Here is a 14,193-nt window from a genome sequence, read left to right on the forward strand (position 1 = left end):
AAACGATCAGCCGGGTGGCGACCGGTCGGTCCCCGCCGCGTCGCCGACCAGCGGCGCGCTCGCACGCTGCCGATGCCGCTGCTCGGTCAGGATCTGCCACGACGCCAGGAACAGCGCCGCGACCAGCGGCCCGACGACGATGCCGCTCAGGCCGATCAGCTCGATCCCGCCCAGCGTCGTGACCAGCACGACGAAATCGGGAATCCCCGTGTCGCGCCCGACCAGGATCGGCCGCAGGATATTGTCCGCCATGCCGATCACGACGACGCCCGAGATGATCACCACCAGTCCCTGCCAGATCGCGGTGGTCGCGAGCAGATAGACCGCCACGGGAACCCAGACGATCGCTGGCCCGAGCGCGGGCAGCAGCGAGGTCAGCGCCATCAGCAGGCCCCAGAGCAGGGCCGCGGGCAGCCCGACGATCCAGAAGGTCGCCGCACCCAGCCCGCCCTGGACCAGCGCGACGATCACCGTGCCCTTGATCGTCGCGCGCACGACCGACACGAACTTGTCGACCAGCGCGGCGGTGACCGACCGCTCGAGCGGCAGCGCGTCGCAGATCCTCGGCCCGATCGTCTCGCCGTCGCGCAGCAGGAAGAACATCACGTACAGCGCGATACCGAAGGCGAGCAGGAAGGCGGCGGCGTTGCGCCCGATCGACAGCGCCTGGCTGGCGATCGTCCGCACGCTGTTGCCCATCGTCTGCGACAGTCGCGCCTGGATCCGCTCGATCGAATCGAACCCGGCCTTGTCGAGCAGCGTCTGCAGGCGCGTCGGCAACGCATCATGCACCTGGTTGAAATAGGCGGCGAAATTGATCTCGCCATTCTGGATGCGGGTATAGACCGTGCCCGCCTGGTCGACGATCATCCCGCCGATGATCATGCTCGGCACGACGACCGCGAACAGGATGATCAGCAGCGTCAGCGCGGCGGCGGTGTTGCGACGCGTCGGCATCCGCTCCAGCAGACGCTGGAACAGCGGCTGGAACAGGATCGCGGCGAGCGCGGCCCATAGCAGCGCCAGGGCGTACGACCAGACGACCACGACGAGCGCGATCGTGATCACCACCAGGAATATCAGGAATCCGCCCGTTTCGAGCCGGCGCCGGTTGATCATCATGCATCCCCCCCAACATCGTCGGTCGGCCCCAGACGCCGCCGACGATACCGCCCCCGCCCGAATCGGCGGGGACGGCATCATTGTACTTAGCGCAGCGCGGCGCTGCCGTTGACGAGGGCCGCCTTCTGCTCGTTCGACATCGCGGCGGCGTTCACGTCCGCGTCGTCGACCGCCTCGCCCTGCTTCTCGCCCTGATCGCGAACCGCCTCGGCGCGATCCTCGAGATTATCGGCAGCCGCCTCGAGCGCGTCGGCACGGTTCTCCGCGGCGCCTTCGACCTGGCTGCCCAGCTTGTCGTCACCCTTGCCGCCACAGGCTGCGAGCGGAATGGTCAGCGTTGCGAGCATGAGCGCGGTAGCGATGGTCTTCATGTATAAATCCCTCTTGTGAGGCCATCCAAACCGTCACGCAGGCGGAACGGTTCCCTCGGCCCCGTTCGGTACCGTCGCGGGGTCGTGATCCGCGGATCTTTCCCTGTTTTCAGTGACATGCTCGACGACCGGCGCGACGCGGTCGAACAGCGCGCTGACCGCCGCCTCGGCGATCCAGCCGACCGCCGCGCCGACGACCAGGTCGGACAGATAATGCTTGCCGTTGACCGGCTGCGCCGCCGCCACCGCGACCGTCGCCAGCGCCGACGGCATCGCCGCCCCGTCGATGTCGCGCGACGCCGCACGCGCGACCGCGACCGCGCCCGCGGTATGGCCCGACGGGAAGGACGTCTGCTTGTGGTCCTGGCTGTCGCCCGTCTCGAACCGCGCCTTGCCGGTGTCGAGCGCATGGCCCGGCCGGGTCCGGTCGACCGAATGCTTGATCACCGATTTCGCCGCGGTCGCCGCCAGATGCGAGGCGAGCATCCGCGCGCCGCCGCGGATCAGGTCGGGCCGCCGCGCGACCAGCCCGATCACCAGCGTGCCGATCGACGTCGCGATCAGCTGCGGCTGGTCGGCAACCTCGGCGAGAAAGCCGGTCGCCTTCACCACCGGCGCATCGCGGTGCTCGGCCAGCTTGTAGGTCGCCTTGCGGTCGGCCTCGGCGATCTTGGCCGCCGCACTCTTGCTCTTGCCCGTCATCATTGGTCCTTCTGTCGCATTTCGCCGCGCACCTGCGCATGCGCCAGCAGCGCGAACACCCCCGCACCACCGACGAGATTACCCGCGATCGCCGGCAGCAACAGCCCGGCAAAGGTCCGGACCAGGTCGACATGCCCGGTGAACAGCAGCAGGAACGCCTCGTCCGATCCGACGATCGAATGGCTGAACCCGCCGATCGCGACCACATAGGTCACCGCGAAGATCACCATGAACGCCTCGCCGCGCGCATTGGGCAGCGACCAGGCGAGGATCGCGATCATGAACCCGGCCGGGATCGCGTTGACGAACGTCGCCCAGGCACCAAGCTCGGTGATCCGCATCGACACCGCGATCATCGCCTCGCGCAGCTCCGCCCCGCCAAGCACACCGCCCGCGATCGCCGCGGCGGTCAGCGCGGTGCCGAGCAGGTTGGCGCCCAGCACGATGCCCCACAGCCGCAGCGTCCGCCGCAGCGCCCAGCGCGACGGCTTGGTCACCAGCGGCAGCATCGCGCTAATCGTGCTCTCGGTGAACAATTGCATCCGCCCGAGAATGACGACCAGAAACCCCGCCGGATAGCCGAGCGACACGACCAGCTCGCGCCACGGCGTATCGGGCAGCGCGGCGTGGAGCGCGCCTTCGGCGACCAGCGACGCGGTGATCGCCAGCCCCGCCGCGAGCGCGGAGAAGAACAGCGAGACCCCCGGGCGCGCGAGTTCGTCCTCGCCCGCCTCGCGCACCGCGCGGTGGAGATCGCCCGCGTCCGCCGCCTTCAGGTCCTCGACGTCCTGCTCGGGCCCCTCGGGTGCGGACCCGGTGTCCGACGTGGTGGTGCTGTTTTCGGCCATTACGGCCTTGTAACGGACCGCTCCGTGCTTTGCTCCCGCGCAATCGACCGCTAGAGCGCGCGGCGATGAACGATCCCGCCACCATTCGCCGCCTCTATGGCCGTCGCCAGGGCCACAAGCTTCGCCAGGGCCAGTCCGCGCTCGTCGAGGAGATGCTTCCGCGTCTGTCGGTTCCCGAGACGGGGATCGTCGACGCCGCGACCCTGTTCGGCGACGACCGCCCGCTGCATGTCGAGATCGGCTTCGGCGCGGGCGAACATCTCGCCGGCCAGGCATTGGCCAATCCGGATGTCGGCTTCATCGGCTGCGAACCGTTCCTCAACGGCGTCGTCGGCGCGCTCGGCCATATCCGCGACGGCGGGCTGACCAATGTGCGGCTCTATATGGGCGACGCGCTCGAGGTGATCGAGCGGCTGCCCGATGCCAGCCTCGACCGGCTCTACCTCCTCCACCCCGATCCCTGGCGCAAGGCACGCCACGCCAAGCGGCGCATGGTCAATCACGGCCCGCTCGACACGATCGCCGCCAAGCTGAAGCCCGGCGCCGAATTCCGGCTCGGCACCGACGATCCGACCTATTGCCGCTGGTCGATGATGATCATGGACCAGCGCCGCGACTTCACCTGGCAGGCGCGCACCCCGCAGGACTTCCTGACCCGCCCCGACGACTGGCCCGAGACGCGCTATGAGCGGAAGGCCCGGCGCCAGGGCCATGAGGTCTGGTATTTCCGCTATATCCGCGACTAGCGCCCGCCGCTGCGCCGCCACCAGCCGGCCAGCGCGCGACCCGCAATCGCGGGCAGCCCGGGCCTGAGCAACAGCCAGTCGCGGATCGGCGCGCCCTCCACCGCGCCGATCACCCGCTTGTAGCCGCTGTCGCCTGCGCCCCAGTCGACCCTGGTCGCGCCGCGCGCCATCGCCGCGACCAGGTTGCGCCAGTAGAGCAGCTTGCCCGGCGAATGCTTGGCGAAGCGCGGGTCGTAGCTGTTGGCGATCGCATAGATCAGCGCCCCCGTATCGATATCGAACGAGAAGGCGGCGGGCACGCCGTCGACGCGGAGCAGCGCCGCACGGAACATCCCCGCCAGCACCGGATCGACCGCCGCCGCCTGCCAGAAGGCGAGATGCCCGTCGGTCGTGAACTTCATGTCGCGGCGATCGGTCTCCTTGGCGACCCAGCTCGTCTGCTCGACCGCCCCCAGATCGGCGAACCGCGCCGGCCAGTCCGCCCCCGCCAGCGCCTGCCAGTCGAGCGCGCCATGCTCGGCCAGATGCTTTTCGTGAAAGCGGTTCTTGCGCAGCGTCGAGTTGCGCGGCCAGCGCTCGCCATCGACGCTCGGCGCGAGGTCGAGCACCCAGGCGTCGCCGAGGTGCCGGTCGATCGCGCACCAGCCCGCGGCCCGCGCGCTCGCGATCAGCGCGTCCGCCGCCGGATCGCCGTCCTGAACCGGGCCGATCCGCAGGCCGTTGCACTGCGCGGATAGCCCGCGCAGCGCCGCCGCGCGTGCCGCCTCGCTCGCGCCCATCGCCATGCCGAAACTGCGGAACGGCCAGTAACAACCCGGCACCGTCGCGAGCCGCAGCCACGCCGGGCCGAGCGCGACGAACGGCAACGCGATCGCCGCGACGCCGTCCTCCTCGACCACCAGCGTCTTCGCGCGGCCGCCATAGGCACTCAGCGCGGCCGCATACCAGCCATAGCGCAGGAACCTGTGGCTCGGCACCGCGCGCGCCGCCACCGCGTCGATCGCGATGCTCAGGCCCTCGACCACGCTCGCCTGCGCGCTAGGCGGCACCGGCACGCGGTCGGACAGGAGCATCGGCTTCGACATCGCACGCCCCCTAGCAGCAATCCCTTACCAGGTAGTGCAGGATCGCACCGGGCGCCGCGGGGCTTCAGGGCGGGGGCGGGATTGGCTTCCCTCCGGCGCGGTTATTCCGCATGATGATCAGGATGATACCCCTTCCCGCCGTTTCGACGATCGCGCAGACGATCCAGCTGTCGCTTGCGCCCGTCTTCATGCTCGCGGGCATCGGCCAGCTGCTCAACGTGCTCGCCGGTCGCCTCTCGCGCGTCATCGACCGCGCCCGCCAGCTCGAAAAGCTCCATCCCAGCAGCGCGGGGCCCGAACGCATCCGCCATATCTGGGAGTTGCGGCTGCTCGACCGGCGGATGACGATCATCAACGCCTCGCTCTTCCTCGCGGTGTCGAGCGCGATCATGACCTGTATCGTCATCGCGCTGCTGTTCATCGCCGAACTCGCCAAGCTGCACTTCGGGACCTATGTCGCGGTCTCGTTCATCCTCGCGATGATCCTGCTGATCGCCGCCTTTGCCAGCTTCATGATCGAGGTGCGGATCTCGCTGGTCGCCTTCCGCATCCGCCCCGAACTGCTCGACAACCCCGAACTGCTCGACAAGCTGACATGAACACCGAAAAGCGCCTGCTGCAGGGCGTCGTCGCGCTCGCCTGCCTCCTGCCGCTGCTCGTCGGCGGTCAGGGGATCGTCCACGGCCCCGCCCCGTTCGGCCACCTCGCCGACGTGCCGCGCGATCTCGACAGCCATTTCCGCTATATTTCGGGCATCTTTTTCGCGACCGGGCTCGGCTTTCTCAGCTGCATTCCGCATATCGAGACAAAGGGCCCGCGCTTCCGGCTGCTCGGCGGGCTGATCGTGGTCGGCGGCCTCGCGCGGCTCGTCTCGCTGATCGATGTCGGCATGCCGTCGCGCGGACATGTGCTCGGGCTCGGCATGGAAATCCTCGTCGTGCCGCTGCTGATGCTCTGGCAGGCGCGCCTCGCCCGGCGGGCCCTTTCCAACGCCGGACCGAATCCCTAGACGACGCTTGACCATACCCGGTCCTCGAAAGGTCCAAGCATGCGTGAAGCCGCCATCGTCTCGACTGCCCGTACCGCCATCGGCAAAGCCTATCGCGGCGCGTTCAACGCGACCGAGGCACCGGTGCTCGGCGGGCATGTGATGACCGCGGTGGTCGAGCGCGCCGGGATCGACCCTGCACGTATCGACGAGGTGTTCTGGGGCGTCGGCAACCAATGGGGGACGCAGAGCGGCAATGCCGGGCGCATGGCGCTCTTCGCCGGTGGCCTGCCCGAATCGGTCCCCGCGGTCACGCTCGACCGCAAATGCGGCTCGGGGCTGACCGCGGTCGCGCTCGCTGCCCGCACGATCATTTGTGACGAGGCCGATGTCGCGCTGGCGGGCGGGATGGAATCGATCAGCTACACCGTGACGAAGGACGCACCGCGCTACGTCAACCAGAGCGTCACCGCGCGCGAGCCCGCCGCCTATATCCCGATGATCGAGACCGCCGAGATCGTCGCGCGCAAATATGGCATCAGCCGCGAGGCGCAGGACGCCTATGCCGCGATGAGCCAGCAGCGCGCCGCCGCCGGCCTCGCGAGCGGCGCGTTCGCCGAGGAGATCGTGCCGATCACCGTCGAGAAGGCACTGTTCGATAAACAGGGCGCGCGCACCGGCAGCGAGCACGTCACGCTGACCCAGGACGAGGGGATCCGCGCGGGCACCACCGCGGAGGCGCTCGCCGGGCTGAAGACGGTCTGGCCGGGCGGCGACTTTTCCAGCCCGGGGACCAGCGTCACCGCGGGCAATGCCAGCCAGCTCTCCGACGGCGCGTCTGCGCAGCTGCTGATGGACCGCCGGACCGCGGAGTCCGAGGGCAAGGAGATCCTCGGTATCTATCGGGGTTTCCAGTCCGCCGGCTGCGATCCCGCCGAAATGGGCATCGGCCCGGTCTTCGCGATCCCCAAGCTGCTCGACCGCGCCGGGCTGACCGTCGCGGACATCGGCCTGTGGGAGCTGAACGAGGCGTTCGCGTCGCAATGCCTCTATTGCCGCGACCATCTCGGCATCGATCCCGAAAAGTACAACGTCAATGGCGGCGCGATCGCGGTCGGCCACCCCTTTGGCATGACCGGCTCGCGCCTCGTCGGCCACGCACTGATCGAGGGCCGCAAGCGCGGTGTCCGCTATGTCGTGGTCTCGATGTGCACCGCCGGCGGCATGGGCGCCGCGGGCCTGTTCGAGATCGTCTGACGCAACGGGGGTGGTGGGGGTGCGCCGCCCTCTCCCGTCGCTCCGCACCATCCACCCCGCCCCCGCCCGTCATCCTGACGAAAGTCAGGATCCAGGGTAACGGGCCACAGCGCTCCTGGCTCTGGATCCTGACTTTCGTCAGGATGACGGCGGGTATACAGGGCGACCCCTGTTCAAAATGACAAGGTCGTGCCCCGCCTATGCGTTTCCTCCTCCTCCCGGCGCTAGCGCTGCTGGCCGCCCCGGCCACGGCCGCCCCCCAGAAACAGGCCCCCGCGAAACCCGGCACCGTCCGCGTCCGCCTCACCACCTCCGAAGGCCCGATCACACTCGCGCTCGACACGCGCCGCGCGCCCAAGACCAGCGCGAACTTCCTCGCCTATGTCGATGACGGCCGCTTCGACGGGACCGATTTCTACCGTGCCGCGCGCAGCAAGAAGGCGCCGAAATTCGGCTTCATCCAGGGCGGCATCCGCACCGATGCGCGGCGCATCCTGCCCGCCTTTCCGCTCGAGACCACGACGCAGACCGGCATCCGCCATCTCGACGCGACGATCTCGATGGCGCGCGGCAGCGAACCCGGCTCGGCAGGCGGCAATTTCTTCATCACCGTGGGCCCGACCCCCGCGATGGACGCGCGCCCGAACTATCTCGGCTATGCGGCGTTCGGCCATGTCGTCGGCGGCATGGACACGGTCCGCCGCATCCTCGCCAAGCCGACCGGCGGCGGGCTCGATGCGTTCAAGGGTCAGATGATCCTCAACCGCGTCGCGCTGATCAGCGCGAAGCGGCTCGACGGCACGCCCCGTCCGACCAGCGGCCCGCGACCATGGCTGTTGAAGACCCGCCCCACCCCGCCACGGCCGCGCTGACGTTTTAGTCCGCGAACAGCAGGACCGGCGTCTCGAGATACTTTTTCAGCCCCTGGACGAAGGACGCCGCGTCCCAGCCATCGACGACGCGGTGGTCGCAGCTGATCGACAGGTTCATCAGCTTCGCGCGGACCACCTCGTCGCCCTTGAAGACGGGGCGTTCGACGATCTTGTTCGGCCCGATGATCGCGACCTCGGGCCGGTTGATCACCGGCGTCGTCGCGATCCCGCCGAGCGGCCCGAGCGAGGTGACGGTAATCGTGCCGCCACCCATCTCGTTCGGCGCGAGCTTGCCCGCGCGCGCCGCCTCGGCGAGACGGCCGATCTCGGTCGCGAGCTGCCAGACATTGCGATCCTGCGCGTCGCGGATCACGGGCACGGTCAGCCCCGCATCGGTCTGCGCCGCCATGCCCAGATGAATGCTGCCGTGGCGGGTGACCACGCCCGCCTCGTCGTCATAGCGCGCGTTGAGCATCGGGAAATCGGGGATCGTCTTGCAAATCGCGACGATCATCAGCGGCAGCATCGTCAGCTTGGGTCGCCCGCCACGATTGGCGTTCAGATCCGCACGCATCGCCTCCAGCGCGGTGACGTCGATCTCGTCGACATAGGTGAAATGCGGGATCGCGCGCTTCGACGCGGCCATGTTCTCGGCGATCTTGCGCCGCATGCCGATGACCTTGATCGGCTGGTCCGCACGGGCCCGGCTCGCCCCCGGCGCCTGATAGCCCTGACCCGCGCCGTACCGCAGATACGCGTCGAGATCGGCATGACGCACCCGGTCCGACTCGGTCTTCACCGACGCCAGATCAATCCCCAGATCCCGCGCCCGCGCCCGCACCGCGGGCGACGCCAGCGCATGCGCCTTGGCGGCAGCGACCTGCTCGTCACTCCCCCCCGGCGAAGGCCGGGGCCCAGTTGGAGAGGTCGACGTAATAACGGACTGCGCGTCGTTACCGGCGCCCCCCACCTGGGCTCCGGCCTCCGCCGGGGTGGTGGCGGTCGGCGTTTCGACCACCTCCTCGACCCCCGGATTCTCCGCCTCATACTGCTCGGCCGTCTCCGCCTGCGCCGGCGTCAACGGCGCCGCCACGACCTCGCCCCCGGCGTCGACCGCATCCGTCTCGATCACCACCAGCGCGGCACCGATCGACACCTGATCCCCGACCTCGCCCGCCAGCTCGACGACGACGCCCGATACGGGCGACTCCATCTCGACCGTCGCCTTGTCGGTCATCATGTCCGCGACCGGCGAATCCTCCTCGACGCGGTCGCCGATCGCGACATGCCATGCGACGATCTCGGCCTCCGAGATGCCTTCGCCGATATCCGGCAGTTTGAAGGTAAAGCGAGCCATTATGCGTCCTTCATGATCTTCTTGAGGGCCTCGGTGATACGGACCGGCCCCGGGAAATAGGCCCATTCCAGGCTGTGCGGGTAGGGCGTGTCGAACCCGGTTACGCGCTCGATCGGTGCCTCGAGATGGTAGAAGCACCGCTCCTGCACCAGCGCCGACAGCTCCGCGCCAAAGCCGCTGGTCCGCGTCGCCTCGTGGACGATCATGCAGCGCCCGGTCTTCTTCACCGACGCCTCGATCGTCTCGATGTCGAGCGGGACGAGCGTGCGCAGGTCGACGATCTCCGCGTCGATCCCCGTCTCGGCGATCACCGCCGCGCAGACATGCACCATCGTGCCGTAGGCGAGGATGGTCAGCGCCTCGCCCGCCCGGACGATCTTCGCCTTGCCGAGCTCGATCTTGTAGTAGCCGGTCGGCACCTCGCCCGCGGGATGCTTCGACCAGTTCTGCGACGGCCGGTCCCAATAGCCGTCGAACGGTCCGTTATAGATGCGCTTGGGCTCGAAGAAGAGCGTCGGGTCATTGTCCTCGATCGCCGCGATCAGCAGGCCCTTGGCGTCATAGGGCGTCGACGGGATGACCGTCTTGATCCCCGACATGTGCGTGAACAGCCCCTCGGGGCTCTGGCTGTGAGTCTGCCCGCCGAAGATGCCGCCGCCGAACGGCGATCGCACCGTGATCGGCGAGGTGAACTCGCCCGCCGAGCGATAGCGCAGCCGCGCGGCCTCGGACACCAGCTGGTCGAGCGCGGGATAGATGTAATCCGCGAACTGGATCTCGGGGACAGGACGCAGGCCGTATGCGCCCATGCCGACCGCGACGCCGATGATCCCGCATTCGGTGATCGGCGTGTCGAACACGCGCGTCTTGCCGTGTTTCGCCTGCAACCCCGCGGTTGCGCGGAACACGCCGCCGAAATAGCCGACATCCTCGCCCATCACGATCACGTCGGGATCGCGCGTCATCATGATGTCCATGGCGGAGTTGATCGCCTGGATCATGTTCATCCGGCTGGTCTCGCCGCCGTCCGCTGCTTCGGACCCGGGTGCCTCGATCATGTCGCTCATGCCTTGCGATCCCATGGACGGCCGCTTGCCGTCTCTTCATCGAGCATCTGCTGACGCTGCTCCTTCAGATGCCAGGGCAGCTCCTCGAACACGCCGTCGAACAGCGATTCGAGCGGCTGGTGCAGCCCGTGGCCGAGGATGCCGTTCTTCTCGGCCTCCTTCTGCGCGGCCTTCACCTGCTCGGCGAGCTCCTTGTCCTGCGCCGCGTGGCGCTCGTCGTCCCATTCGCCGATCGTGATCAGATGATCCTTCAGCCGCTTGATAGGGTCGCCGAGCGGCCACGCATTGGGCTCGCCCTCGCTGCGATACTGACCCGGATCGTCCGAGGTCGAATGACCTTCCGCGCGATAGGTGAAATGCTCGATCAGCGTCGGCCCCTGGTTGGTCCGCGCACGCTCGGCCGCCCAGAGCGTCGCGGCGTACACGGCCAGCGCGTCGTTCCCGTCGACCCGCAGCCCGGCAATCCCGTACCCGACCGCGCGCGCCGCAAAGGTCGTTGCCTCCGCGCCCGCGAACCCCGAAAAGCTCGAAATCGCCCATTGGTTGTTGACGACGTTGAAGATCACCGGCGCGCGGTAGACAGCGGCAAAGGTGCACGCCGAATGGAAGTCGCCCTCCGCGGTCGATCCCTCGCCGCACCAGGTCGCCGCGATCCGCGTGTCACCCTTCGCCGCCGACGCCATCGCCCAGCCCACCGCCTGCGGATATTGCGTCGTGAGGTTGCCCGAGATCGAGAAGAACCCGGCTTCCTTGACCGAATACATGATCGGCAGCTGCTTGCCGCCAAGCCGGTCCGCGGTGTTCGAATAGATCTGGTTCATCATGTCGACGAGGCTCCAGCCCCGTGCGATGAGCAGCCCCTGCTGGCGATAGGAGGGGAAGCACATGTCCTCGTAATCGAGCGCATAGGCCGCCGCGACCGCGACCGCCTCCTCGCCCAGCGCCTTCATGTAGAAGCTCGTCTTGCCCTGACGCTGTGCGCGGAACATGCGCTCGTCGAACGCGCGGAGCAGCGCCATGCTGCGCAGCATACGCCGCAGCATATCGGGCGAAAGCTTGGGATCCCATGGCCCCACCGCATTGCCGTCATCGTCGAGAACGCGGACCAGCGTATAGGCGAGATCAGTGAAATCGCTCGCCTTGTCCGCGGTATCGGGGCGTCGCGCCTGCCCCGCGGGCGGCACGTCGACTTCGGCGAAATCGACCGGATCGCCGGGTCGAAACTTCGGTTCGGGCACATGCAGCATCAATCCGGGTAGATTGCGCAGCGGCTGCGAATCGGCGCGAGGGTGCTCGCTGGCCATCGTCACTCCATCTCCATCGCCCGGCGGCGTACGCGCCGGATCGCTCTTCGCGGCCTTGTTATAAAATTTCAACGGCATTGGCGAGAGGGAGTTTTGCCGGACTCCGCATTCGCACCGGCGGCGTGCAACGCCATGCGGTCAATGCGATAGCATGAGCCTGCGGACGCGGGCGGACACGGGGGGAGGCAGGGCGACATGCTGCAGGACTGGGACGCCGTCGTCGCGATCGGATGCACGCTGCCGGGTGTCGAGCCGGGCACCAGCTACGGCCGGCCCGCACTCAGGTTCCGCGGCAAGACGCTTGCGTCCACCACAGCGCCCGATCCCGGCAGCTTCGTGCTCCATATCGGTCTCGACGAAAAGGACATCCTGCTCGACACCGACCCCGCGACCTTCTGGCAGACCGATCATTATGACGGCTGGCCGGCGGTGCTGGTCCGCTACGGCACCGGCGCGGGCGAGCGGATCGCACATCTCCTCGCCCGCGCCTGGTGGGACCGCGCTACCGCGGCGCAGCGCAAGGCCTATGGCGAGCGCCCCTAGCCGGCTCGCGCGCTACTCCACCGTCTGCTCGATCACCCCGAAGATCGGGCGATGCCGGTCGTCCTCCGCCCAGATCCGTACCGTGTCACCCTTTTTCAGGAACGGGGTCACCGCCGCGCCGCCCGCGATCGTCTCGATCGTCCGCACTTCCGCCAGGCAGGAATAGCCGACCCCGCCGTCTGCGATCGGCTTGCCCGGTCCGCCATCCGCGCCGCGGTTCGACACCGTGCCCGACCCGACGATCGTCCCCGCGCCAAGCTTGCGCGTCTTGGCGGCATGCGCGATCAGCGTGCCGAAATCGAACGTCATGTGCTCGCCCGCCTCGGCGCGGCCAAAGGGCTGGCCGTTCAGGTCGACCATCAGCTTGCGGTGCAGCTTGCCGTCCTGCCACCAGTCGCCGAGCGATTCGGGCGTCACGAACACCGGTGAAAACGCGCTGGCGGGCTTCGACTGGAAGAAGCCGAATCCCTTGCCCAGCTCGCCCGGGATCAGGTTGCGCAGCGACACGTCGTTGGTCAGCCCGACCAGCCGCACCGCCGCCAGCGCCTCGTCGCGGCTCGCGCCCATCGCCACGTCACCGGTGACGACGACGACCTCGCCCTCCATGTCACAGCCCCAGCTCTCGTCGGAAAGCGGGATCGGGTCGCGCGGCCCCAGAAACCCGTCCGACCCGCCCTGATACATCAGCGGATCGTGCCAGAAGCTGTCGGGCATCTCGGCGGCGCGCGCCTGCCGCACGAGCGCGACATGGTTCACATAGGCGGAGCCGTCCGCCCACTGATAGGCGCGCGGCAAGGGCGACGCCGCGTCATGCTCGTGGAACCGCCGCATCGGGATCATCTCGTGCTCGAGATCGGTCGACAGATTCTCGAGCGCGGGCGCAAGCCGGTCCCAGTCGTCGAGCGCGGCCTGCAGCGTCGGCGCGATATGCGTCGCATCGGCATACCAGGCGAGGTCATTCGACACGACGACGAGCCGGCCGTCACGGCCCCGGGCTGGATCTGCGTCCTTCAGGCTGGCCAGTTTCATTGCGGATCCTCTCAATGTTTTCACCACCCTACGCCCGCCCGCCGCAGGAAGTCGAGACCGGCGGTCGCACGCGCATCCCGACCGGCCGCTCATGCGTTATCCTTGCATCCCCCCGACCACGGCGCCACACCTGGCCACCGCCTTCGAAAGCTCCGCCATGCCCCTCGATATCGTCCGCGTGCCCGTCCTCAGCGACAATTACGCCTGGCTGATCCACGATCCCGACAGCGGCAAAACGGTCGCGCTCGACCCGGGCGAGGCGGATCCGGTGATCGCCGCGGCGGCCGCGCGCGGCTGGCGGATCGATCAGGTCTGGACGACGCACTGGCATCCCGATCACACCGGCGGCAACGCCGCGATCCGCGCTCAGGGCGCGACCGTCACCGGCCCCGCCGCGGAGGCCGCGAAGATCCCGACGCTCGACCGCAGCGTGACCGAGGGCGACGTCGTCACGCTCGGCGCGCACGCCGCGCAGGTGATGACCGTGCCCGGGCATACGCAGGGCCATATCGCCTTCCACTTCGCCGACGACGCGGTGATCTTCACCGGCGACACGCTGTTCGCGATGGGCTGCGGCCGACTGTTCGAGGGCACGCCCGCCGACATGTTCGCCAACATGCAACGCTACGCCGCACTGCCCGATGAGACGCGCGTCTATTGCGGCCATGAATACACCCAGTCGAACGGCCGCTACGCGCTGGTCGCCGAGCCCGACAATGCCGCGATCCGCGACCGGATGGCCGAGGTCGACGCAGCGCGCGCGCGCGGCGAGGCGACCGTGCCGACGACGATCGGGCTCGAACGCGCGACCAATCCGTTTCTCCGCGCGACCTCGGCCGCCGAGCTCGGCGAGCGGCGCGCGGCAAAGGATGCGTTCAAGGGCTGAATAGGCTATGCTGTAC

16 protein-coding genes are annotated in these 14,193 nt (G+C 68.5%); 7 read left to right on the forward strand and 9 right to left on the reverse strand.

From position 1 onward, the window contains the following. Nucleotides 1–6 precede the first annotated feature (6 nt). The 4 genes from SOM18_RS15465 to SOM18_RS15480 all read right to left on the reverse strand — a co-directional run bounded on the left by SOM18_RS15465 (nt 7) and on the right by SOM18_RS15480 (nt 3,043). A complete protein-coding gene (locus SOM18_RS15465) occupies nt 7–1,119 on the reverse strand; it encodes an AI-2E family transporter (RefSeq protein ID WP_031438942.1) in 1,113 nt (370 codons plus the stop codon). Nucleotides 1,120–1,208: 89 nt separating this feature from the next. After that, on the reverse strand, nt 1,209–1,493 hold the full coding sequence (locus tag SOM18_RS15470) for a hypothetical protein (protein WP_042466252.1): 285 nt from the start codon (nt 1,491–1,493) through the stop codon (nt 1,209–1,211). A gap of 33 nt (nt 1,494–1,526) precedes the next feature. Continuing rightward, nucleotides 1,527–2,195, reverse strand: coding sequence for a phosphatase PAP2 family protein (locus SOM18_RS15475; protein ID WP_160172584.1), 669 nt, complete (start codon nt 2,193–2,195; stop codon nt 1,527–1,529). Further along, nucleotides 2,195–3,043 (reverse strand): formate/nitrite transporter family protein, encoded by an 849-nt coding sequence (locus SOM18_RS15480; protein WP_320481941.1) that lies wholly within the window; start codon nt 3,041–3,043, stop codon nt 2,195–2,197. Before SOM18_RS15480 ends, SOM18_RS15475 begins: the two co-directional genes overlap by 1 nt. Nucleotides 3,044–3,108: 65 nt before the next feature. On the opposite strand from SOM18_RS15480, the gene trmB reads away from it, so the two are divergent. Then, nucleotides 3,109–3,789, forward strand: a complete 681-nt coding sequence (gene trmB, locus SOM18_RS15485) for a tRNA (guanosine(46)-N7)-methyltransferase TrmB (protein WP_031438946.1) — start codon at nt 3,109–3,111, stop codon at nt 3,787–3,789. On the opposite strand, the gene SOM18_RS15490 is transcribed toward trmB, so the two are convergent. After that, the gene (locus SOM18_RS15490; RefSeq protein ID WP_031438947.1) at nt 3,786–4,874 is read right to left on the reverse strand and encodes a GNAT family N-acetyltransferase; all 1,089 of its coding nucleotides are present in this window, start codon (nt 4,872–4,874) and stop codon (nt 3,786–3,788) included. The genes trmB and SOM18_RS15490 overlap by 4 nt on opposite strands. A 122-nt stretch (nt 4,875–4,996) precedes the next feature. Here SOM18_RS15490 and SOM18_RS15495 point away from each other — a divergent pair, with 122 nt between their 5' ends. From SOM18_RS15495 to SOM18_RS15510, 4 genes are all read left to right on the forward strand, one after another. Beyond that, a complete protein-coding gene (locus SOM18_RS15495; protein ID WP_031440529.1) occupies nt 4,997–5,473 on the forward strand; it encodes a DUF2721 domain-containing protein in 477 nt (158 codons plus the stop codon). Then, nucleotides 5,470–5,883, forward strand: a complete 414-nt coding sequence (locus SOM18_RS15500; protein ID WP_031440528.1) for a DUF4345 domain-containing protein — start codon at nt 5,470–5,472, stop codon at nt 5,881–5,883. Before SOM18_RS15495 ends, SOM18_RS15500 begins: the two co-directional genes overlap by 4 nt. 39 nt (nt 5,884–5,922) lie before the next feature. Then, nucleotides 5,923–7,119: a thiolase family protein gene (locus SOM18_RS15505; protein ID WP_031440527.1), complete on the forward strand. Its 1,197-nt coding sequence runs from the start codon at nt 5,923–5,925 to the stop codon at nt 7,117–7,119. A 200-nt stretch (nt 7,120–7,319) separates the two neighbouring features. Further along, a complete protein-coding gene (locus SOM18_RS15510) occupies nt 7,320–7,991 on the forward strand; it encodes a peptidylprolyl isomerase (protein ID WP_320481942.1) in 672 nt (223 codons plus the stop codon). Nucleotides 7,992–7,995: 4 nt separating this feature from the next. On the opposite strand, the gene SOM18_RS15515 is transcribed toward SOM18_RS15510, so the two are convergent. Genes SOM18_RS15515 through SOM18_RS15525 form a run of 3 tightly spaced genes read right to left on the reverse strand, consistent with a single transcriptional unit; the run spans nt 7,996 to nt 11,719 of the window. After that, complete coding sequence (locus SOM18_RS15515) at nt 7,996–9,348, reverse strand: dihydrolipoamide acetyltransferase family protein (RefSeq protein ID WP_320481943.1); 1,353 nt, start codon at nt 9,346–9,348, stop codon at nt 7,996–7,998. Continuing rightward, nucleotides 9,348–10,355 carry an alpha-ketoacid dehydrogenase subunit beta gene (locus SOM18_RS15520; protein ID WP_031394420.1) on the reverse strand — a complete coding sequence of 336 codons (1,008 nt, stop codon included), beginning with the start codon at nt 10,353–10,355 and terminating at the stop codon, nt 9,348–9,350. The genes SOM18_RS15515 and SOM18_RS15520 overlap by 1 nt, the downstream gene beginning before the upstream one ends. A gap of 56 nt (nt 10,356–10,411) precedes the next feature. Next, on the reverse strand, nt 10,412–11,719 hold the full coding sequence (locus SOM18_RS15525; RefSeq protein ID WP_031440523.1) for a thiamine pyrophosphate-dependent enzyme: 1,308 nt from the start codon (nt 11,717–11,719) through the stop codon (nt 10,412–10,414). A gap of 195 nt (nt 11,720–11,914) precedes the next feature. On the opposite strand from SOM18_RS15525, the gene SOM18_RS15530 reads away from it, so the two are divergent. Continuing rightward, complete coding sequence (locus tag SOM18_RS15530) at nt 11,915–12,262, forward strand: MmcQ/YjbR family DNA-binding protein (RefSeq protein ID WP_031440522.1); 348 nt, start codon at nt 11,915–11,917, stop codon at nt 12,260–12,262. Nucleotides 12,263–12,274: 12 nt separating this feature from the next. On the opposite strand, the gene SOM18_RS15535 is transcribed toward SOM18_RS15530, so the two are convergent. Next, nucleotides 12,275–13,291: a fumarylacetoacetate hydrolase family protein gene (locus SOM18_RS15535; protein WP_031440521.1), complete on the reverse strand. Its 1,017-nt coding sequence runs from the start codon at nt 13,289–13,291 to the stop codon at nt 12,275–12,277. Nucleotides 13,292–13,448: 157 nt separating this feature from the next. Here SOM18_RS15535 and gloB point away from each other — a divergent pair, with 157 nt between their 5' ends. After that, nucleotides 13,449–14,177, forward strand: coding sequence for a hydroxyacylglutathione hydrolase (gene gloB / locus SOM18_RS15540; protein WP_320481944.1), 729 nt, complete (start codon nt 13,449–13,451; stop codon nt 14,175–14,177). Nucleotides 14,178–14,193: the final 16 nt, after the last annotated feature.

This window comes from Sphingomonas sp. CFBP9019 (assembly GCF_034045155.1).
Taxonomy (GTDB): domain Bacteria; phylum Pseudomonadota; class Alphaproteobacteria; order Sphingomonadales; family Sphingomonadaceae; genus Sphingomonas; species Sphingomonas aerolata.

Coding starts and splice junctions, on each gene's coding strand:
- SOM18_RS15465 (WP_031438942.1), bottom strand. CDS start 1,119: ATGATCAACCGGCGCCGGCTCGAAACGGGCGGATTCCTGATATTCCTG.
- SOM18_RS15470 (WP_042466252.1), bottom strand. CDS start 1,493: ATGAAGACCATCGCTACCGCGCTCATGCTCGCAACGCTGACCATTCCG.
- SOM18_RS15475 (WP_160172584.1), bottom strand. CDS start 2,195: ATGACGGGCAAGAGCAAGAGTGCGGCGGCCAAGATCGCCGAGGCCGAC.
- SOM18_RS15480 (WP_320481941.1), bottom strand. CDS start 3,043: ATGGCCGAAAACAGCACCACCACGTCGGACACCGGGTCCGCACCCGAG.
- trmB (WP_031438946.1), top strand. CDS start 3,109: ATGAACGATCCCGCCACCATTCGCCGCCTCTATGGCCGTCGCCAGGGC.
- SOM18_RS15490 (WP_031438947.1), bottom strand. CDS start 4,874: ATGTCGAAGCCGATGCTCCTGTCCGACCGCGTGCCGGTGCCGCCTAGC.
- SOM18_RS15495 (WP_031440529.1), top strand. CDS start 4,997: ATGATACCCCTTCCCGCCGTTTCGACGATCGCGCAGACGATCCAGCTG.
- SOM18_RS15500 (WP_031440528.1), top strand. CDS start 5,470: ATGAACACCGAAAAGCGCCTGCTGCAGGGCGTCGTCGCGCTCGCCTGC.
- SOM18_RS15505 (WP_031440527.1), top strand. CDS start 5,923: ATGCGTGAAGCCGCCATCGTCTCGACTGCCCGTACCGCCATCGGCAAA.
- SOM18_RS15510 (WP_320481942.1), top strand. CDS start 7,320: ATGCGTTTCCTCCTCCTCCCGGCGCTAGCGCTGCTGGCCGCCCCGGCC.
- SOM18_RS15515 (WP_320481943.1), bottom strand. CDS start 9,348: ATGGCTCGCTTTACCTTCAAACTGCCGGATATCGGCGAAGGCATCTCG.
- SOM18_RS15520 (WP_031394420.1), bottom strand. CDS start 10,355: ATGAACATGATCCAGGCGATCAACTCCGCCATGGACATCATGATGACG.
- SOM18_RS15525 (WP_031440523.1), bottom strand. CDS start 11,719: ATGGCCAGCGAGCACCCTCGCGCCGATTCGCAGCCGCTGCGCAATCTA.
- SOM18_RS15530 (WP_031440522.1), top strand. CDS start 11,915: ATGCTGCAGGACTGGGACGCCGTCGTCGCGATCGGATGCACGCTGCCG.
- SOM18_RS15535 (WP_031440521.1), bottom strand. CDS start 13,291: ATGAAACTGGCCAGCCTGAAGGACGCAGATCCAGCCCGGGGCCGTGAC.
- gloB (WP_320481944.1), top strand. CDS start 13,449: ATGCCCCTCGATATCGTCCGCGTGCCCGTCCTCAGCGACAATTACGCC.